This window comes from Sphingobium nicotianae (assembly GCF_018603885.1).
GTDB lineage: Bacteria > Pseudomonadota > Alphaproteobacteria > Sphingomonadales > Sphingomonadaceae > Sphingobium > Sphingobium nicotianae.
Window position 1 is genome coordinate 192,642 of record NZ_JAHGAW010000006.1, and the last position, 19,006, is coordinate 211,647.

The window sequence follows — 19,006 nt, forward strand, 5'->3', positions numbered from 1 at the left end:
CATGGTCGAATCCATCCATTTCCCGGACATCGAACTCTATACCGGCTGGGGCGAGCCGATGCGCGCAGACATCGCGCTGCGCGGGCTCGAGCTGATCTCCGGCGCCATCCCCGATGGCATCGAAGGCGCGCTCTACCGCGTCGGCGCCGATCGCCAATATCCCTCCGGCCGCACCGATGACATTTTCATCGATGGCGAAGGCCAGATGCACATGTTCCGCTTCAAGGACAATCAGGTCGATTATGTCGTGAAGTGGGTCGAGACCGAGCGCTACAAAAGGCAGAAAGCGGCCAGGCGCGGGCTCTTCGGGCGCTACCGCAACCGCTATACGATCGACGAGAGCGTGAAGGACGTGCATCTCGGCACGGCGAACACGACGGCGATGTTCCATGCCGGCCATCTCTATTCCCTGAAGGAGGACGATCTCCCCTACGAGATCGATCCCGACACACTGGAGACCAAGGGCCGCGTCGATTTCAATGGGCTGATCTCGTCCGAGACGTTCACCGCCCACCCCAAGGTCGATCCGATCACCAACGAATTGCTCGCCTTCGGCTATCAGGCCAAGGGTGACGCAACGAAGGACTTCGTCTTCTACGTGTTCGACGCGGACCGGAAGATCAAGACCGAGATCTGGTTCGAGATGCCCTATGCGGCCTGCGTCCATGATTTCGCGATTACCGACGAGTGGGTGGTGGTGCCCTTCTTCCCGCTGATCACGGATCTCGATGTGGTGAAGGCGGGGGGGCCATATTATCAGTGGCATCCGGACGAGCCGGTCCATGTCGCCCTCGTGCCGCGCTACGGCAAGGCGGAGGATATCCGCTGGTTCAAGGGGCCGACCGGCAGTGCTGGCCACATGATGAATGCCTATCGCGACGGCACCAGGATCCACCTCGACATCTGCTATTATGAGGGCAATTGCTTCCCCTTCTTCACCACGCCGAGCGGTGAGACCACCGAGGGCGTGCCGCCCTTCCTGACGCGCATGACCTTCGACCTCGCCAGCAACGACGATGGCTTCACCAAGCAGCGCCTACTCAACATCCCCTGCGAGATGCCGCGCACCGACGATCGCTATCAGGGCCGGCCGTACCGCTATGGCTACGTCATCGCCCGGTCGATGGACGGGTCGAGCGGGATGGGCAAATTCGATCACCAGACCGGCGAAATCGACATCTGGCGACCCGGCCCCGGCGACAGCGTGCAGGAAGCGCAGTTCGTGCCGCGCACGCCGGATGCGCCGGAGGGCGACGGCTGGCTGCTGTGCCTGGTCTCGCGCGTCTCGCAGAACCGCAGCGATCTGGCGATCCTCGACGCGAAGAACCCGTCGGCCGGCCCGGTCGCTTTGCTCAAACTGCCGATCCGCGTGCGCGCAACCTTCCATGGGACATGGGTGCCGGAGGAGACGCTGCGGAGCGGGCAGTATCGGATGAGCCTCGGGGAAGTGGCCTGAGCACTTGTTCAGTCACATCCGTCACCCCAGCGAAAGCTGGGGTCTCGTGAGTTGAAGGCCAGACCTCGCCTGCCTGGGACCCCAGCTTTCGCTGGGGTGACGATTAGGGCAGACGCCGGAACCGCGCCGATCTGATTCGCGTGAACTTGCCGTCCGCAAGGTTATAGAGGGCGAAGTTGATGCTCTGCCGTCGCTCGCCCTTCGTGAGCGGGCCGGTCGGAAAGTCCGGCCAGTCCGCGAGCGGCACGAGAGTCGTGCGGATTTCCGCGGCGACCATGTCCTCGCCCCCGACGAAGCTCAACAGGTCGACCTGTTCGTCGATCCGCGCTCTCACGCCGCGGTAGAAATCGAGAATGGCGGCGCGTCCGCTCAGCGTTGCCGCCTGCCCGAAGAACTCGACATCGTCCGCATAATAAGCGCCGAAACCCTCGAAATCGCAGCGGTTGAACGCATCGAGATAGGCTTGGAACCAGCCGCGGTCGGTCATCAGGCGGTGACTGGCTGCGCGGTTCCGTCCCGGCGGTCGGCGCGGACCGCGGCCAGCAGGAACATGAGCAGCGCCACGCCGAGCGGCAGTGCGGCCGCCAGCGCCAGCGTCAGCTGCAGCGAGAAATGCTGCGCCAGCGCGAAGCCGCCCGCGATCGGCGCGACCACGCCGCCGATGCGCCCGGCGCCGCCGGCCCAGCCCAGCGCGGTCGATCGCATGCGCGGCGGATAGACCTGCGTGATCAGCGTGTTGAGGCCCGCTTGGCCGCCCGTCTGGAAGAAGCTCCAGGCGATCACCAGCGGCAGGAAGCCGGCCGAGTGGAACGGCACCCAGGCGAGCATGTTGAGGCAGGCGGCGAGCACCACATAGAAGCCCGAGAGCAACAGCGCCGGCCGCATCCGGTCCATCATCCAGCCGATGACCAATGTGCCGCCGACACCGCCGAGATAGCCGATCATGGCGGTGACGGCGAACTGCTGGATGGGGATGCCGGCCATTTCCTGGAAGAAGCTCGGCAGCCAGGCGCTGAGCAGGGCGGTGTTGGTCATGCTGAGCGTGCAGGCGGCCCAGATGAGCGTCGTCATGGCGAGCCGGCCCTCGGAGAAGATGTCGGTCAGCTTCGCCTTGCGCCCCTTTGTGTCGCCGGTGCCGAGCACGAACAGCTCGTCGCCATTGAGCGTGGCCGCCGGATCGAGACGGCGCACGGTGCGCGCGATGCCCACATCGGACGGATTGCGTTCGGCCCGGAACTTGAGCGACTCCGGCACGAACAGCACGAGCAGGGGCACGCAGAGCAGCGGCACACCCCCGCCGATCCAGAAACCGCTCTGCCAGCCATAGGCGTCGAGCAGCCAGGCCGCGACGATCCCGCTCGCCGCGCTGCCGGTCGAGAAGCCGGCGAGCGCGACCGCCACCAGCATTGAGCGGCGCCTGATCGGCGTCAGCTCGGAGATGAGTGCCATTGCCATGGGCAGGCCGGCGGCCATGAACACGCCCGCCACGCCGCGCATGATCGCGAGCTGCTGCAGGCTTGCGGCGTGGGCGGAGACGAGCGTGATCGTGCCGAAGACCAGACAGGAGAAGATCAGCATGAAGCGCCGGCCGAAGCGGTCGGCGAGCGGGCTCATCGTGAAGGCGCCGACGGCGAGGCCGATCTGCTGATAGACGAAGACCGGCGTCATGGCCTTGGCTGTCGTGCCGAAATCCTGCGCGATCGCGGGGGCGATCTTGCCGATCATAAAGATGTCGAACCCGTCGATGAAGCAGATCAGGATGCAGACGAGGAGCGCGACGCCCTGCGTCGATCCGATGCGGGTGCGGTCGATGAAGGCCTCAATGTCGAACCTGGTCATGAAAAGCCTCCTCGTGCGCCCGGTTTGCCCGGACTGGTTGTCGCCGCGCACTCAATCATGAGGTTGTTGGGGAATCAACAAGGATGTGGGGGCCTCCTCTTTCACCCCTCCCTTTCAAGGGAGGGGTGAAAGAGGGAAGGATTGCGCTTGTTGCTGTCTGATCAAGACACGCCCATTGAACAATTGCGCCGGGACGCGTATCGCGCGCCATCACCGGGCGAATGACGCCCGACACGCGGTCGAGAGGGACCGCCCAGCACATAAGCAGAGATTATGACCTTCCAAAGCCTTCCCACGCTTCTGTCCGAAGCGCTCGCCGCCCGTGGCTATGACGCCCCGACGCCGGTCCAGGCCGCCGTCCTCGAATCCGAGGCGCATGGCCGCGATCTCATCGTCTCGGCGCAGACCGGCTCCGGCAAGACCGTCGCCTTCGGCCTCGCCATGGCCGCGCAAGTGCTGGACGAGAGCGGCCGGGTCCGCCCTGCGCAGGCTCCGCTGGCGCTGATCATCGCACCGACACGCGAACTCGCCCTGCAGGTGAGCCGCGAACTGGCCTGGCTCTATGGTGGCACCGGCGCGCATGTCGTGACCTGCGTCGGCGGCATGGACGCCAGCAAGGAGCGGCGGGCGCTCAATCATGGCGCGCATATCGTCGTCGGCACGCCCGGCCGCCTGCGCGATCATCTGGAGCGCGGCGCGCTGGACTTGCATGTATTGGCCGTCGCAATCCTCGATGAGGCCGACGAGATGCTCGACATGGGGTTCCGCGAAGATCTCGAGGAAATTCTCGACGCCACCCCGCACGAGCGGCGCACCTTGCTGTTCTCCGCGACCATGCCGCAGTCGATCGTCGCGCTGGCCCGCCGTTACCAGAATAATGCCCTGCGCATCTCTACGGTCGAGACCGATCGCGGCCATGGCGACATCGCTTATCAGGCGATGGCCATCGCGCCGGCCGACATCGAGCATGCCGTCGTCAATCTGCTGCGTTTCCACGAGGCGGAGACGGCGATGCTGTTCTGCGCCACGCGCGACAATGTCCGCCATCTTCACGCCAGCCTGACCGAGCGCGGTTTCGCTGTCGTCGCGCTCTCGGGCGAGCATAGCCAGAATGAACGCAATCAGGCCTTGCAGGCGCTGCGCGACCGGCGCGCACGGGTCTGCGTCGCCACCGACGTCGCGGCGCGCGGCATCGATCTGCCCAGCCTCAGCCTGGTCGTCCATGTCGAGATTCCGCGCGATGCCGAGACGCTCCAGCATCGCTCCGGCCGCACCGGCCGGGCGGGGAAGAAGGGCACGGCCGTGCTGCTGGTGCCCTATCCGCGCCGCAAGCGGGTGGAATCGATGCTGCGCGGCGCGCGCATCCCCGCCGAATGGATGCCGCCGCCCTCGGCAGAGGATATCCGCCGCGCTGACGGCGAGCGCATGCTCTCCGCTTTGCTCGCCCCCCTGGAATTTGACGAGCAAGATCGTGCGCTCGCCGCCAAGGTCATGGCCGAGCGCAGCCCGGAGGACATCGCCGCCGCGCTCGTTCATGCGCACCGCGCGCGCCTGCCCGCGCCTGAGGATCTCCTCGGCAGCGAAGCCGCGCAGGAGCAGCGGGGACCGCGTCCCGGCTTCGAGGGGAGCGTCTGGTTCCGCATGAACATCGGCCGCAACCAGAATGCCGATCCGCGTTGGATTCTGCCTTTGCTGTGCCGGCGCGGCCATGTCAGCCGGGGCGATATCGGCGCGATCCGCCTGGCCGCCAACGAATCGATGTTCGAGGTGGCGCGCGACGCAGCCGATCGCTTCCTCCAGGCGGTGCGCCGCACGGCGGAGGATGAGGATGATGGCGTCCTGATCATTCCGTTCGAAGGCGCCCCGCGCGACGAGGCCAAGCAGAACCGGCGCGACAATGCGCGGCGCGGCCCCAACATGCCCAAGCCCTATCGCCAGCCCGAGGCCCGGCCCAAGCTGGAAGCGCGCCCCGGCGCCAAGCCCGCCGACCGGCCCAAGCCCGGTCCCAAGGGGGCGATCAAGCACAAGGGGGCCTGGAAGAAAGGCCCGAACAAGGCGCCGCGGGGCTGACGATGATCCGCATCCTCGTCGATGCCGATGCCTGCCCGGTGAAGGAGGAGATCTACAAGGTCGCCTTCCGGCACGAGGTGCCGGTCACGATCGTCAGCAACAGCCCGATCCGCGTGCCCGCGCATCCGCTGATCGACCGGGTGGTGGTGAGCGACGGCTTCGATGCGGCGGATGACTGGATCGCGGAGCGCTGTGAGCCGGGCATGGTCTGCGTCACGGCCGACATCCTGCTTGCGGATCGCTGCCTCAAGGCCGGGGCATTCGTCCTCGCGCCCAACGGCAAGCCGTTCACGACCAGCTCGATCGGGAGCGCCGTCGCGACGCGCGCGATCATGGCGGACCTGCGCGCGGGCGCGGTGGGCGATCCGATTGGCGGGCCGCCGCCCTTCAGCAAGACCGACCGCTCGCGCTTCCTTTCCGCGCTCGATGAAATGCTCGTGCGATTGAAGCGGGGGCGGTAAGAGAGCGCATGGCAGAGAAATTCGAACGACATCGCCAACCCTGGACGCCGGCGGAAATCCAGAAGCTTCACACGCTCGCCAAGAAAGGCATGGCGCTCAAGGCCATCGCCAAGGCGCTCACCCGCAGCGAGGAATCGGTCAAGGACCGCGCCAAGAACGACGGGCTCAGCATCGCGAAGCTGCGGTAGAGTCTGTCCTGTTTAGACTGAACCGGCATGTGTTTCTGCTTTTTACACAGGACAAGCTCTAGGTAGCGGCCTCATCTTGGCCCTCCGCACTTTCTGACTTGTCCCTTCGTCATCCCCGCGAAAGCGGGGATCCAGGATCCGGCCGAACGCCCGCTGCGCCCCTGGATTCCCGCTTTCGCGGGGACGACGAGGGCTGCTGGGAGAGGTGTGGGTTCAAGGGTGGCGCGGACCTCACTCAAAGGACCGACCCGCGAAGCGGAAGGGTGGGGATCCCTGTCCTACAAAACCCCGTCAATGCTATGGAAATGCACGAGGTTCCAATACCTCCCGCTCTTTGGCCCCGTCAAAAATCCCTAAAATCAGATAGTTCCGTTCGACCCGAGCCGAACTTTCGCGCATTCCCATATGCGATACGTGCGACCTTCGTGATGTTTCGCCCGAAACCCGTGGAAAAGCGCCATTTCTCGCGCTCAAAACCTCACACGTCGGCCTCCGGTCAGCGGGTTCGAGTGAGCTTCGGAGGGTGGAACTGCTCTCGAACCGTCGAACGGCATCCAATTCCGGGGTCGGCCCGCGAGTCGTCGCGCCAATCGTCATTCAGGCTATCGCCAGCCCGTTGTCCTGCTTGATCATGTCGGCCGCCTTCTCGCCGATCATGATGCAGGCAGCGTTGGTGTTGCCACCGACGATGCGCGGCATGATCGCCGCATCCGCCACGCGCAGGCCCTTGAGGCCGTGGACGCGCAGGCGCGGGTCGACGACGGCCATGGGGTCGCCTGTGCTGCCCATGGCGCAGGTGCCGACCGGGTGCAGTGCGGTGTTGCAGGCGGTGCGCACCCAGGCGTCGATCTCGTCCGGCGTCTGCACGTCCGCGCCCGGCATGACTTCGGCGCCGAGCACTTCGGCAAGCGGCGAGGTCGCGAAGATCTCGCGCAGTTGCGGGATGAGGCGGCGGAAGAAGGCGCGGTCATTCTCGGTCGAGAGCACGTTGGAGAGAATGCGCGGCTTGTCGGCGGGATCGGCCGAGCGCAACTTGACCCAGCCGCGCCCCTCGGGCCGCAGCAGCACGCAGGCCATCGCGACCACGTCCGGCTTTGGCTTGCGCCAGCCCGGGAACCAGGTCTGCGCGCCGATCATCGTCGGCTGGAACAGGCATTGCGCATCGGGCCGCTCCAGCTCGGGCCGAGTCTTGAGGAAGCCGTTGGCGGTGACCGGCATGTCGCCGATCATGCCGCCGCGGGTGAGCAGCCAGTGCAGCGCGGAGAGCGCCGCGCGGTCGAGCCGCAGCGCGTTGGTCAGCGTCACCTCGCGCGCGGCATTGAGCACCATCGCGACCGAGGGATGATCCTGCAAGTTCATGCCGACGCCGGGCAGATCGTGGACCGTCTCGATGCCATGGCTCGCCAGCTCGTCGGCCGCGCCGATGCCGGAGAGATTCAGGATCTGCGGCGAGTTATAGGCACCGCCCGAGACGATGATTTCCTGATTGGCGGCGACGCGGCGCATCTGGCCCGAGGCATCGCGGAACTGCACGGCGACCGCGCGGCCCTTCTCGATCTCGATCCTGGTGACCAGCGCGCCGGTCTCGACCTTGAGGTTGGGCCGGCTCATCGCGGGGATGAGGAAGCGCGCCGCGGTGCTGCCGCGCGTGCCATTGTGGATGGTGAGGGGCGGCGGCCCCCAGCCTTCCAGGCCGCCACCGTCCCTGGCGCTGTGGAAGGTGTCGCGCTCCTCATAGCCGAGCTTTTCGACGGCGCTGATGAAGCGGCGGTAGAGGTCATTATCCTTGGGTTGCTGCTTGATCGAGAGCGGCCCGCCCTTGCCATGCCAGGGATCGGCGGGGCCCCAATGATTCTCCGACTTGCGGAAGTAAGGCAGCACGTCGTCATAGCTCCAGCCCTCGTTGCCGAGCTGGCGCCACTCATCGTAATCGCGGCTGTGGCCACGGGCGTAGAGCATGCCGTTGATCATCGAGGAGCCGCCGAGCGCCTTGCCGCGCGGCTGGCGGATCTGCCGGTCGTTCGCGAAGGGCTCCGGCTCGCCCATATAGCTCCAGTTGAACTTGGGATCGGCCATCACGAACGGGAACAGAATCGGCATGGCGAGGCGGATGCCGTTCTCGCGCTTCCCCGCCTCGAGCACGAGCACGTTGGCGTGCGGGTCTTCCGAGAGACGGGTGGCGATCACCGCGCCTGAAGAGCCGGAGCCGATAACGATGAAGTCGGGACTGGGTGAAGGCACTTAGCTGAGATCCTTGAACCGGGCGGATTTGATGTGCGTAAACTTGCCGTCCTTGATCTTGTAGAAGACGATGCTTTCGATCGTGCGGACGTCGCCCTTCTTCGTGGGCCATATCTCGAAGTCCGGCCAGTCCTTGACGGTGGTGAAGACCGTGCGGTTGTGCATCGCCACGCCGTCCGGCGCGATGATGAGATCGAGAATCGTCAGTTCCTCGTCGATATGCGCCTTCACGCCGCGGTAAAAGTCGGCGATCGCCGTGCGGCCGATGATGCGCTTGCGGTCACCCAGGTTAAAGTCGACATCGTCAGCATAGAAGCTGGAGAAACCGTCGAAATCGTTGCGGTTGAAGCAGTCGATATAGCGCTCGAAATCCTCGCGGGTCATGCGGTTCTCTCCTTCCGTGGCGGCAGCTCGGCGGCGGGGAGCACCTTGCCCTTGATGATGTCCGCCGCCTTCTCCGCGATCATGATCGTCGGGGCGTTGATGTTGCCGCCGGTCTCGTCCGGCATGACCGAGGCGTCGATGACGCGCAGGCCCTCCATGCCGATGACGCGCAGCTGCGCGTCGACGACGGCCATCGGCCCCGCGCCCATACGGCAGGTGCCGAGCGGGTGCGAGGTGGTGGTGCCGGTCTCGCGGATATGCGCGTCGAGCGCCTCGTCGCTGGCGGCACCGGCGCCGGGGCTGATCTCCGGGCCAGTGATCTCGGCCTGCGGCGAGGTCGCGTAGATCTTCCGCGCGATGCGGATCCCGGCGCGGGCGGTGGCGAAGTCGGTCGGGGCACTGAACAGGTTGAGGCTGATGCCGATATGGTCCTCGGCCCGCGGGCTCTTGAGGAAGACCCGGCCGCGGCTCTCGGGGTGCAGCAGGATCACGTCGGCGGTGAACTTGTGCTGCGGCGCCTTCCTGATGCCGGGGAACCAGAGATGCGCGTCCAGCGTCACCGGATTGCACCAGAGCTGGATGTCCGGCTGGGCGAGGCGCGGATCGGTGCGCAGCACGGGATTGGCGCTGTTGACCTGGCGCGCGAAGGGGCCTTTGCCGGTGAAATACCAGCGCAGCACCGAGAGCGTCGCGCGGTCGAAGCGCAGCTCGTTGACGAAGGTCACCGGCTGGGCCTCGAACAGCAAAGGCACGCGCGGATGCTCGGAGAGGTTCTGGCCGACCCCGGGCAGGTCGTGGACAATCGCAATGCCTTGCTCGCGCAGCTCGTCGGCCGGTCCGATGCCGGAGAGCATCAGCAGTTGCGGCGAGTTGTAGGCGCCACCGGAGAGGATGACCTCGCGGCCGGCCCTCGCGGTGACGAGCTGGCCTTCGCGCCGATACTCGACACCGACCGCGCGCTTGCCTTCAGTCAGCACGCGCTGGGTCATCGCGCCAGTGACCACCCTCAGATTGGGCCGGCTCATCACCGGCTTCAGATAGGCCTCATAGGTGGAGGCGCGGCGGCCGTTGCGGTCGATGGTCAGCTCGACCTTGCCGACGCCTTCCTCGTCGCCGCCGTGAATATCGTCAGTTAGCTTATGGCCCGCCGCCTTGGCCGCTGCCATCAGCTCGTCGTGGAGCAGCCACTTGGTCGCGTTGGGCGTGACGCTGAGCGGGCCCGAGCCACCATGCAGGTCGCTCTCCCCGCGCCAGCTCGTCTCCATCTTGCGGAAGTAGGGGAGCACGTCGGCATAGCTCCAGCCGGTGCAGCCCATCTGCGCCCAGCGGTCGAAATCCGCGCTATGGCCGCGCATGAAGACCATGCCGTTGATCGAGGAGGATCCGCCGAGCAGCCGGCCGCGCGGCAGGATGAGCTTGCGGCCGTTCATGTGCGGCTCGGGCTCGGTCCAGTAGGGCCATGTGATCTCCGGGCGCCGCAACGCCTTCAGGAAGCCGAGCGGCATGCGGATGAGCCAGTTGTCCGCGCTTCCGCCTGCCTCCAGCAGGAGCACCCGCACGGCCGGATCCTCGGTGAGGCGCGCGGCGAGTACGGCGCCGGCGGAGCCCGCGCCCACGATCACATAATCATATGGCTCGGCGGGCGTTTGGGCGGACAGGGGCTCTCTCCCGTTGACTTTGTCGCGCCGGTCTTGGCGCTCGCTCGATCCTGCTGTTATTGAGGAGATCGTGACGAATCAACAACTGTCGGTTGCCACGATGGCCGGACCGACGATGGAAAGGATGCCAGCGCCATGAACGCTCCCTACAGCCCCGGGCTGCTCGACCAATTGCAGCTGCGCTATGCCAAGGGACCAGTGAAGATGCTGATCGGCGGCGACTGGGTCGAGGCGGCGTCGGGCGAGACGTTCGAGACGCTCAATCCCTCGACCGGCGCGCTGATCGCCCATGTCGCGAGCGCCGGCGAGGCGGACGTGGACCGCGCGGTGGCGGCGGCGCGCAAGGCGTTCGAGGGGCCGTGGTCCAAGGTGAAGCCGGACGAGCGCACGCGCCTGCTGCTCAGGCTCGCCGAGCTGATCGAGGCCAATGCCGACGAGCTGGCGCTGCTGGAGACGCTGGACGTGGGGCGGCCAATCCAGTTCTCGCGCATGATCGACGTGCAGGGCGCGATCGGCCAGCTGCGCTACAATGCCGGCTGGGCGAGCAAGATCGCGGGCGAGACGGCCGAGATCAGCGCGCCGGGCGAGTGGCTGAACTATATCCTGCGCGAGCCGGTCGGCGTTTGCGCGCAGATCGTGCCGTGGAACTTCCCGCTGGTGATGGCGATGGGCAAGCTGGCGCCGGCGCTGGCGGCAGGCTGCACGATCGTCCTCAAGCCCGCCGAGCAGACCCCGCTCTCGACCCTGCGGATCGGCGAGCTGGTACTGGAGGCGGGCATTCCCGAGGGCGTGGTCAACATCGTCAGCGGGCTCGGTCGGACGGCGGGCGCGGCGCTGGCGGCGCATCGCGATGTCGACAAGGTGGCTTTCACCGGCTCGACCGTGACCGGCAAGGCGATCATCGAGGCGAGCAAGACCAACTTCAAGCGGGTGCAGCTGGAACTGGGCGGCAAGTCGCCGACCTACATCTTCGCCGATGCCGATCTCTCCAAGGCGATCCCCGCCGCGGCGATGGGCATCTTCTTCAACGCGGGGCAGGTCTGTGCGGCGGGCTCGCGGCTGTTCGTGCATGAGAAGGTGGCCGACCAGGTGCTCGAAGGCGTGGTCAATATGGCCAGGGGCATGAAGGTTGGCCAGACCCTGGAGGCGGACACGATGATTGGCCCACTGGTGAGCGCGACGCAGCTGGAGCGCGTAACCGGCTACATCGCCTCGGGCCGCGAGCAGGGCGCGAGCGTGCTCGTCGGCGGCGAGACGATCGGCGATCAGGGCTACTTCGTGCAGCCGACCGTGCTGCTCGACACCAGGCCCGAGATGCGGGTGCGGGCGGAGGAGATATTCGGTCCGGTGCTGTGCGCGATGCGCTTCGGCGACGACGATGATGTCGACGCGCTGGCCGGGCGCGGCAACGAGACCGAGTTCGGCCTCTCGGCATCGATCTACACGCAGAACATCACCACCGCGCACCGGCTGGCGCGGCGGCTCAAGGCGGGCACGGTGCGCATCAACGGATCGGGCGGCGTCGATCCCGCCCTGCCGCTCGGCGGCTTCAAGGCCTCGGGCTGGGGCCGCGAGAACGGCAAGGCGGGGATCGAGGCCTATACCGAGCTCAAGGCCGTGAGCGTGGCACTCTGATGGCAAGCCGGGGAGCGGGCCGTCCGCCGGCGCAGGAGGTGACGGCACTCGAGACCGCCGGACCGCTGGAGGATGCCTGGAAGATTTTCGACGCGCGGCACATGCCCTACCGTGTGCTGATGCTCGGCAAGATGCTTGATCGACTCTCGGTCCAGCATGTGCGCGATCTGGGCGGCATCTCGCTCGCCGAGTGGCGGGTGCTGGCGCATCTTGCGGTCATGGGGCCGAAGAGCGCGAGCGAGGTCTCGGCGGCGGCGCTTGTCGACCGGGCCGAGGTCAGCCGGGCGGTGCGGATGCTGGAGGAGGGCGGCTATGTCGTGCGCGAGGACAATCCGCGCAACCGCAAGAGCAACCTGCTTGTCCTGACCGACGCCGGCAAGACGATCTACGAGCGGGTCCACAAGGAAAGGCGCCTCTTCTTCGATACACTGACGGCGGACTTCGGGCCCGACGACCTGGGGCTGCTGGACAACCTGCTGCTGCGCATGGCGCGGCAGGCGGACCGGCTCCTGCTGGACGGCTTCGCGACGACCGGCAAGGCGCCATGAATTACGATGACTATATCGCGGCGTTCAATCAGGGCGACGACGCGGCGCTGGTCGAGACCTGGTTCGCGCCCGATTGCGTCATGTATTCGAGTTCGCGGGTCAGCCGGGGGCGGGCGGAATTGCTGGCCTTCCTGCGTTGGGCGCATGACGGCGTGCGCGAGGTGGTGCGGCCGCGGCAGGTGATGAACCATGGCGACCGGCTGTTCGTCGATGTCGACATGGACTTCGTCTGCACCGCGCCCCGGCCGGACTTCCCCTTCGTGCCGCTGCTGCCCGGTGACATCGTCACGGTACGCTTCTTCGTCACCTATGCGCTCGACGGGAATGGCCTGATCAAGGAGCTCTGCTCGATGACCTGGCCGGCCGAGCAGGGCGTCATCAAGGCGCCGATGCTCTCGGGCCATGCCGGCGGCCGCGCTTCCTACCATGCCTATGCCGCCGCGTTCAGCGCGGGCGACATGGAGCGCGCCGGACGCTTCTACACCGACGACTGCACGCTGCGCCTCTCATCCATGCCGCCGATCATCGGCAAACAGGCGATCTGCGACTTCTACCGCACGATGTTCCGCTCGGTGCGCGAGCATCTGACGATCCACAGCCTGGTCATGGACGATCATGGAATCGCGGTGGATTGCACCAGCACCTTCACGGCGCAGCAGGACGCGCCCGATTTCGTGGTGGCGCCGCTCAAGGCCGGCGAGTCGGTCGCGGTTCGGGTGTTCGTGATCTATGGTCTGCGAGACGGCCGGATCTGCAAGATCGATGTGGCACGGGCCGGAGAGCCCAAGCGGGAAGGGTCTCAGTAAGCTGGCGGGTCGCTCGCCGGGAAGGATTCGTCCGAGGCTTCGTCGACCTTCTCCCATTTGCGGACTGGCTTGTCCTTCATCGCATCCGGACCGGCATCGCGGACCTCGGGCGTGGGATGGGGCTTGGGCTGCTTTTCGTCCTTTGCCGTCATGGCGCTTCTCCGTTGCAGGCCATGATCCTGCCACTGTACCGCGCGCCGCACCAGCGCGTTTTGCCCGGAGCGGTGATCGAGACAATCGATCAGACGGCGTAATATTCTTGCGAAGTTCACGAAGGTCACGGGAAAAATAAAATTTTTTCGGCAGGTGGACGGCGCATTTCCGCCGTCATCATCGAGAAAAACGATTACAGAGCTGAGAAAGAACCGGGCGGTCATGACATGATCCCGGCGATGTAGGACAGCGATTTCGGAAGGCTCACTCGCCCAGCGTGGCATAGGCGATGACGCCCGCCAGAACTGCGAAGACGGCCGCGACGATGGCGGCGAACTGGAAGGCGCCGAGCAGGGCGCCGTCGGCCGCCGCGATGACGGCGCCGGCCAGCGCGGTCGCGATCAGGCCGCCGGTGCGCGCGATCGCGCTGTTGAAGCCGGACGCGGTGCCGGTGTGACGATCATCGACCGATGAGAGCACGGCGGTGGTCAGCGGGGCCACGGCGCCGGCCATGCCCAGCGCGATGATCGCCATGCCGGGAAAGATGCTGGTCCAGTAGCTGGCCTGCGGATCGGCGCGGGTCAGCAGGGCGAAGCCGAGGCCCGTGACGATCGGGCCGAGGGTCAGTGGCCAGCGCGAGCCGATCTTGCCGGTGAGACGGCCGGCGAGACGCGAGGCCGCGCCGATCACCACCGAGAAGGGCAGCAGCGCGAAGCCGGCTTGCGTGGGGCTGTAGCCCCCGCCGACGATCAGCAGATAGGGCAGCAGGACGAGCAGGCCGCCGAGCGCGCCATAGAGGAAGAAGGTGAGGAGGCTGAGGCCAACAAAGGGGCGGGAGGCGAACAGGATGAGCGGCATCATGGCGCGATTACCCAGATGCCGCTCGGTCAGGATGAAGCCGAGCAGGAGCGCCAGCCCGATGCCAAGGCCGAACCAGATCTGGAGAGAGGCGCCATGATGGCTCGACCAGAGGGTGAGCGCCCAGGTCAGCGCGCCGAGGCCGGCGGTCGCGAGCAGGGCGCCACGCCAGTCGAGCGCTTCCTTCCCCTCGGCGCTTTCCGCCACGTAGCGGCCGGCGATGATGACGGCGAGGAGCGCGACGGGGATGTTCAGATAGAAGATGGCGCGCCAGCCGACCGTATCAACCAGCCAGCCGCCGAGCGGCGGGCCGATGGCGCTGGCGATCGCACCGGCCGCCGCCCATGTGCCGACCGCGCGCCCCCGCGCCTCTCCCTCGAAGGAGCTGCCGAGAATGCCGAGGCTGTTGGGCATCAGCAGCGCGGCGCCCGCGCCTTGCAGTACGCGGCAGGCGAAGAGCATCTCCAGGCTGGCGGTGAGCGCGCAGCCGATCGAGGCAAGGGTGAAGATCGCGATGCCCAGGATCAGCATCCGGCGCCGGCCATAATGATCGCCCGCCGCGCCGCCGAGCAGCAGCAGGGCGGAGAGGGGCAGCAGATAGGCGTTGATCGTCCAGGGAAGCTCGGCCGCGCCGCCGCCCAGATCGCGCCCGATGGCGGGCAGGGCGACGTTGGTCACGGAACCGTCGATGAAGGCGAGGCTGGAAGCCAGCATGGTCGCGGCGATCGTCCAGCCGGGATGGGCGATCGATTTCGGGTTGTCCGCTGGAGAATCGGTATCGCTCAAGGATTGCATCCCATGGAGACGGCCGGAATAGACAGGGGGACCTGGAAAATAAATGGCCAGCGATGGCAGCAACGGGCGGGATCGGGACGTCAATTTGGCCCTCTCACGCGAAAGCGGAAAAGGGCTAGAAAAGGCAATGTCGGAAATGTCGTGGTGTCCGGACGGTCTGTTTCAGAATGAGGAGACGAGGCATAACCCGTTGAAGGTCAATCGGCTTAGCGGCCGGGAGGCTGGCCTGCCGTCGGGTCAAAAAGGCCCGCTGACTCATATCGGGACAAGTGGTCAAAATGCGTCATAAAGAGCGGGGCGCGGCCCGCCTTTTCTGTTGACTTCACCGGTGCGACGGGGACACAAGGCGTCGTCGAAACAAAACAATATTGCTTCAGAAAGCCGCCAAGGCTTCGAAGCTTTCGCGAGGGTCGCACCTATGTCAAGCATGTACGGGACATGACGTTCACGTCAACGGAACCTATAAGCCGTCCTTCGTCCAAGGGATGATCCGCCATGCGGCGCGATCCCGGCGACGGCTATCGTGTTTCTCCTGACATCGGGAAATCGAACGTGACATTCGGAGCGAATGACTTCGCGCGCGCGGCGCGTGACGACGCCGACAACGCGCGCGTCGAGGCGGCGAATGCGAAGCTCGAGACCAAGGCCCAGCGCCTGCTCGACCTGACCAAGCGACGCGACACCTACTTCCGGCAGTCGATCATGGCTGACAGGACGATGGCCGTCATGTTATCTTTGTTCCTTGCCGAGTTGAAAGCGGTACCGCTCACGGAAGCGACACTCGCGCTTATCAATCTGCTGGAAGACGACGAAGGAAGAGGCGTCGTCGAATCCCTCATACATGCGGGGCTGGTCGTCGTTACCGGAGCAAATCCGGATCGGCGGACAGTCGGGCTCACGCCGCTCGGATCCGCAAGAATGCGGAGCTTCATCAGCGACTACCCAGACACCTGATGAGCTTCGCGGGCCAGCGTGCGCCGATCACCGCCGTCCTCCCAGAACCCACGCGGCAGGACGGACTCCACGACGATCGACGTGCGCTGGCCCACCCCACTTTCCCTGGGCGCCCCCAGGACCGATTGGCGAGTTTTCCGCACTCATGATTTTCAGATGGATGAACGTCTTTGTCCGGTAGTTACGGGACATGCAAAGCCGTGAGGTTGCGTTTATCCGGGCATCAACAGGACAGGGAATGTGCCGGACGAGTGCGGAGCCACGCTTTCGCACGAGGACGGCCTTTTCTGTTGAAAACAAAGGTTCTTTGACATGTCGAACGATGCGCAGCGCGGCAAGTCGCCGGCGTTCCATGCCGCAACTCCCGAAACGGGCAGTGCCGGCGCGGGCCCGGAAGTCCGGCTGGAGGCCAAGGCCACGCGGCTGCACACGCTCAGCCGTCTGCGCGGCAAGCATTTCTTCACGCCTGTCATGGCTGACAGCGCGATGGACGTCATGCTTTCGCTCTTCGTCGGTGAACTCCAATCCAGCAAGGTGAGCGACACGGCGCTGGCCGTGGGCAATATGCTCAACCGCGAGGAAACGGAGACGATCATCGACAGACTGGTCCAAGCGGGACTGGCCGTCATCACTGGCCACGAGCCGGATCGACGGACAGTAGGGCTGACGCCCCTCGGGTCCGCAAGGATGCGGAGTTTTGTCAACGACTACCCGGACGTTTGACAGCTTCGCAGGTCGGCGCGCCGTTATGCCTTTGTGAACGCCATCCCCCACGCTGGCGATCACGGACCAAAAGGCTGACGGAGCGTCGACCACAACCCAAGTCCCGGCTGTGTCGCCACACCCTTCTCCTCCCACGGAAGATGGTGGCGCAGCCGGGCACTTTCCTCCCTATCATCCAAATGTGTCCGGCATTTTTCACGCCGACCCGCCAAGCGGCCGCCCGGTGAGCGCCGTTCATCGCCCATTCAAGCGCGCGGCGCTGTTTCGGCGCGATGACTGGATCTGGCAAAACGGGCGCACAGGCGCGCGCATCAATCGCTTGGCGACCTCTCCCTGCTTCGCTAAGAGGCTGCGCATGAACCTGCTCAAGATGCGCCGTCCCGCCCTGCTGACCGCGGCGCTGATCCCCATCATCCTCGTCGCCGGCTGTTCCAAGAACAAGAATCGGCCGGATACGCAATATGTCGCGCGTGACGTCAGCACGCTTTATATGGCGGGCAAGCAGCGGCTCGACCGCGGCGCCTATGCCGAGGCGGCGATCCTGTTCGACGAGGTCGAGCGCCAGCATCCCTATTCGCCCTGGGCGCGGCGCGCGCAGCTGATGAGCGCGTTCAGCTATTATGCCTCGCGCGACTACACCAAGTCGATCCAGTCTGCGCAGCGCTTCCTCTCGATCCATCCGGGCAATCGCGACGCGCCTTATGCTTATTATCTGATCGCGCTCTGCTACTACGAGCAGATCAGCGACGTGACCCGCGACCAGAAGATCACGCTGCAGGCCAATGACGCGCTCAACGAGCTGGTCCGCCGCTTTCCCGATTCGCGCTATGCCTCGGATGCGCGCCTCAAGCTCGATCTGGTCGCCGACCATCTCGCCGGCAAGGAGATGGAAGTCGGCCGCTTCTATCAGCGCCGCCGCGAGTGGATCGCCGCCTCGCTGCGCTTCCGCAAGGTGGTCGATGCCTATCAGCGCACCAGCCACACGCCCGAGGCGCTGGAGCGGCTGGTCGAATGCTATCTCTCGCTCGGTGTCATCGAGGAAGCCAAGCGCGCCGCCGCCGTGCTGGGCGCCAACTATCCGGGATCGGAATGGTATGCGCGCAGCTACAAGCTGATGCGCGAGCACGCGCCGGGGGCCTGAGGGCGGATCGACATTCGGCCCATATCGGCCTGCAAATGTCGCTTTTGCGCGCTTCCGGTGCTCACGTGCGTTAAGTACGCTGCGCTCCGGGTCACACAAAAACACCATTTTCGGCTCGATCTGGACTAAATGTCGATCCGCCTCAGGAGTATTCCCTCACCAGCCGGGGCGACGGCCGCCACCCCGGCCCGTTTCATCTCATCCCGCGAAATAATGCTGGGCTATGTCGGCCAGCAGGTCGATCTGCGTCGGCTGCCAGCCGAGCAGGTCACGGGTGCGCGCGCTCGACGTCGGCACGTTGATCGCGGCGAAGCGGGTGAACCAGCCGAAATGCGTTTCGGCATCCGCCGGTGCAACCGACGCGACGGGGAGGCCGAGCCCCTGGCCGATTGCCTCGGCGATCTGGCGGAAGGCGATGCCTTCCTCGGCAACGGCATGATAGGGGCCGTCGGTCGCGCCGCGTTCCAGGGCGAGGCGATAGACCTTGGCGGCATCGGCGCGGTGCGTCGCCGGCCAGCGGTTCATGCCGTCGCCGATATAGGCGGAGACACCCTTGCTGCGGGCGATGTCGATCAGGATCGGCACGAAGCCGTGATCGCCCGCGCCATGCGTGGAGGGCGGCAGGCGCACGGCCGTCGCCTGGAGCCCTTGCGCAGCCAGAGCGGCGGCCGCCGCTTCCGAGCGGCGGGGAAAGGCCGATGCGTCGGGAGGCAGATCGGCCTCCGTGGCCAGCCGGCCGTCGGTCAGCAGCGCGACGCCGGACGTGACCAGAAGCGGGCGATCGCTGCCGACCAGCGCCGAGCCGAGCGCCTCGATCGCGCGGGCATCCTCGGCGCAATTATCGAGGAACTTCGAGAAATCATGATTGAAGGCGGTGTGGATGACGCCGTCGGCCGCGCTTGCGCCGCGCTGCAGGATGTCGGGATCGGCGATCGAGCCGCGCAGCACCTGCGCGCCGGCGGCTTCGAGCGCGGCGGCCGAGGCATCGGAGCGGGCGAGGCCGGTCACGGCATGGCCGGCCGAGAGCAGCTCCCGGACGATGGCCGAGCCGACGAAGCCGGTCGCGCCGGTAACAAAGATGTTCATGGAAAGCTCC

General features: G+C 66.0%; 18 protein-coding genes. 10 read left to right on the forward strand and 8 right to left on the reverse strand.

Annotated features, from left to right (window positions below; translation table 11 throughout):
- The first annotated feature begins 1 nt into the window (after nucleotide 1).
- Entirely contained in the window at nucleotides 2-1,456 is a 1,455-nt protein-coding gene (locus KK488_RS10640) for a carotenoid oxygenase family protein (protein WP_214623304.1), read from the forward strand.
- A 103-nt stretch (nucleotides 1,457-1,559) separates the two neighbouring features.
- On the opposite strand, the gene KK488_RS10645 is transcribed toward KK488_RS10640, so the two are convergent.
- Nucleotides 1,560-1,943 carry a nuclear transport factor 2 family protein gene (locus tag KK488_RS10645; RefSeq protein WP_214623306.1) on the reverse strand — a complete coding sequence of 128 codons (384 nt, stop codon included), beginning with the start codon at nucleotides 1,941-1,943 and terminating at the stop codon, nucleotides 1,560-1,562.
- Nucleotides 1,943-3,295 (reverse strand): MFS transporter, encoded by a 1,353-nt coding sequence (locus KK488_RS10650; RefSeq protein ID WP_214623308.1) that lies wholly within the window; start codon nucleotides 3,293-3,295, stop codon nucleotides 1,943-1,945. Before KK488_RS10650 ends, KK488_RS10645 begins: the two co-directional genes overlap by 1 nt.
- Nucleotides 3,296-3,568: 273 nt before the next feature.
- On the opposite strand from KK488_RS10650, the gene KK488_RS10655 reads away from it, so the two are divergent.
- From KK488_RS10655 to KK488_RS10665, 3 genes are read left to right on the forward strand one after another with little or no spacing between them, the layout of a single operon-like run.
- Nucleotides 3,569-5,365 (forward strand): DEAD/DEAH box helicase, encoded by a 1,797-nt coding sequence (locus KK488_RS10655; RefSeq protein WP_214623310.1) that lies wholly within the window; start codon nucleotides 3,569-3,571, stop codon nucleotides 5,363-5,365.
- 5 nt (nucleotides 5,366-5,370) lie between these two features.
- Nucleotides 5,371-5,826: a YaiI/YqxD family protein gene (locus KK488_RS10660; RefSeq protein WP_214623503.1), complete on the forward strand. Its 456-nt coding sequence runs from the start codon at nucleotides 5,371-5,373 to the stop codon at nucleotides 5,824-5,826.
- 8 nt (nucleotides 5,827-5,834) lie between these two features.
- Nucleotides 5,835-6,014 carry a hypothetical protein gene (locus KK488_RS10665; protein WP_214623312.1) on the forward strand — a complete coding sequence of 60 codons (180 nt, stop codon included), beginning with the start codon at nucleotides 5,835-5,837 and terminating at the stop codon, nucleotides 6,012-6,014.
- Nucleotides 6,015-6,611: 597 nt separating this feature from the next.
- On the opposite strand, the gene KK488_RS21675 is transcribed toward KK488_RS10665, so the two are convergent.
- The 3 genes from KK488_RS21675 to KK488_RS10680 are packed head-to-tail and all read right to left on the reverse strand — an operon-like array spanning nucleotide 6,612 to nucleotide 10,261.
- Nucleotides 6,612-8,255: a GMC family oxidoreductase gene (locus KK488_RS21675; protein WP_214623314.1), complete on the reverse strand. Its 1,644-nt coding sequence runs from the start codon at nucleotides 8,253-8,255 to the stop codon at nucleotides 6,612-6,614.
- Nucleotides 8,256-8,639, reverse strand: coding sequence for a nuclear transport factor 2 family protein (locus KK488_RS10675; RefSeq protein ID WP_214623316.1), 384 nt, complete (start codon nucleotides 8,637-8,639; stop codon nucleotides 8,256-8,258).
- The gene (locus tag KK488_RS10680) at nucleotides 8,636-10,261 is read right to left on the reverse strand and encodes a GMC family oxidoreductase (protein WP_349356874.1); all 1,626 of its coding nucleotides are present in this window, start codon (nucleotides 10,259-10,261) and stop codon (nucleotides 8,636-8,638) included. Before KK488_RS10680 ends, KK488_RS10675 begins: the two co-directional genes overlap by 4 nt.
- Nucleotides 10,262-10,432: 171 nt before the next feature.
- Here KK488_RS10680 and KK488_RS10685 point away from each other — a divergent pair, with 171 nt between their 5' ends.
- The 3 genes from KK488_RS10685 to KK488_RS10695 are packed head-to-tail and all read left to right on the forward strand — an operon-like array spanning nucleotide 10,433 to nucleotide 13,286.
- Nucleotides 10,433-11,932: an aldehyde dehydrogenase family protein gene (locus KK488_RS10685; protein ID WP_214623318.1), complete on the forward strand. Its 1,500-nt coding sequence runs from the start codon at nucleotides 10,433-10,435 to the stop codon at nucleotides 11,930-11,932.
- Nucleotides 11,932-12,480, forward strand: a complete 549-nt coding sequence (locus KK488_RS10690) for a MarR family winged helix-turn-helix transcriptional regulator (RefSeq protein ID WP_214623320.1) — start codon at nucleotides 11,932-11,934, stop codon at nucleotides 12,478-12,480. The genes KK488_RS10685 and KK488_RS10690 overlap by 1 nt, the downstream gene beginning before the upstream one ends.
- Complete coding sequence (locus KK488_RS10695) at nucleotides 12,477-13,286, forward strand: nuclear transport factor 2 family protein (RefSeq protein ID WP_214623322.1); 810 nt, start codon at nucleotides 12,477-12,479, stop codon at nucleotides 13,284-13,286. Before KK488_RS10690 ends, KK488_RS10695 begins: the two co-directional genes overlap by 4 nt.
- Here the strand turns inward: KK488_RS10695 and KK488_RS21805 are convergent.
- Together KK488_RS21805 and KK488_RS10705 are read right to left on the reverse strand one after the other, a co-directional pair.
- On the reverse strand, nucleotides 13,280-13,663 hold the full coding sequence (locus tag KK488_RS21805) for a hypothetical protein (protein WP_432653847.1): 384 nt from the start codon (nucleotides 13,661-13,663) through the stop codon (nucleotides 13,280-13,282). The two genes, KK488_RS10695 and KK488_RS21805, sit on opposite strands and share 7 nt — an antisense overlap.
- A gap of 40 nt (nucleotides 13,664-13,703) precedes the next feature.
- Nucleotides 13,704-15,083, reverse strand: coding sequence for an MFS transporter (locus KK488_RS10705; protein WP_250890256.1), 1,380 nt, complete (start codon nucleotides 15,081-15,083; stop codon nucleotides 13,704-13,706).
- 504 nt (nucleotides 15,084-15,587) lie between these two features.
- Between KK488_RS10705 and KK488_RS10710 the strand changes: the two genes are divergently transcribed.
- From KK488_RS10710 to KK488_RS10720, 3 genes are all read left to right on the forward strand, one after another.
- Entirely contained in the window at nucleotides 15,588-16,046 is a 459-nt protein-coding gene (locus KK488_RS10710) for a hypothetical protein (RefSeq protein ID WP_250890257.1), read from the forward strand.
- Nucleotides 16,047-16,358: 312 nt separating this feature from the next.
- On the forward strand, nucleotides 16,359-16,769 hold the full coding sequence (locus KK488_RS10715) for a hypothetical protein (RefSeq protein WP_250890258.1): 411 nt from the start codon (nucleotides 16,359-16,361) through the stop codon (nucleotides 16,767-16,769).
- Nucleotides 16,770-17,139: 370 nt separating this feature from the next.
- The gene (locus KK488_RS10720; protein WP_214623512.1) at nucleotides 17,140-17,910 is read left to right on the forward strand and encodes an outer membrane protein assembly factor BamD; all 771 of its coding nucleotides are present in this window, start codon (nucleotides 17,140-17,142) and stop codon (nucleotides 17,908-17,910) included.
- 198 nt (nucleotides 17,911-18,108) lie between these two features.
- Here KK488_RS10720 and KK488_RS10725 read toward each other — a convergent pair whose 3' ends face one another.
- Nucleotides 18,109-18,996, reverse strand: a complete 888-nt coding sequence (locus tag KK488_RS10725) for an SDR family oxidoreductase (protein WP_214623324.1) — start codon at nucleotides 18,994-18,996, stop codon at nucleotides 18,109-18,111.
- Nucleotides 18,997-19,006 lie beyond the last annotated feature (10 nt).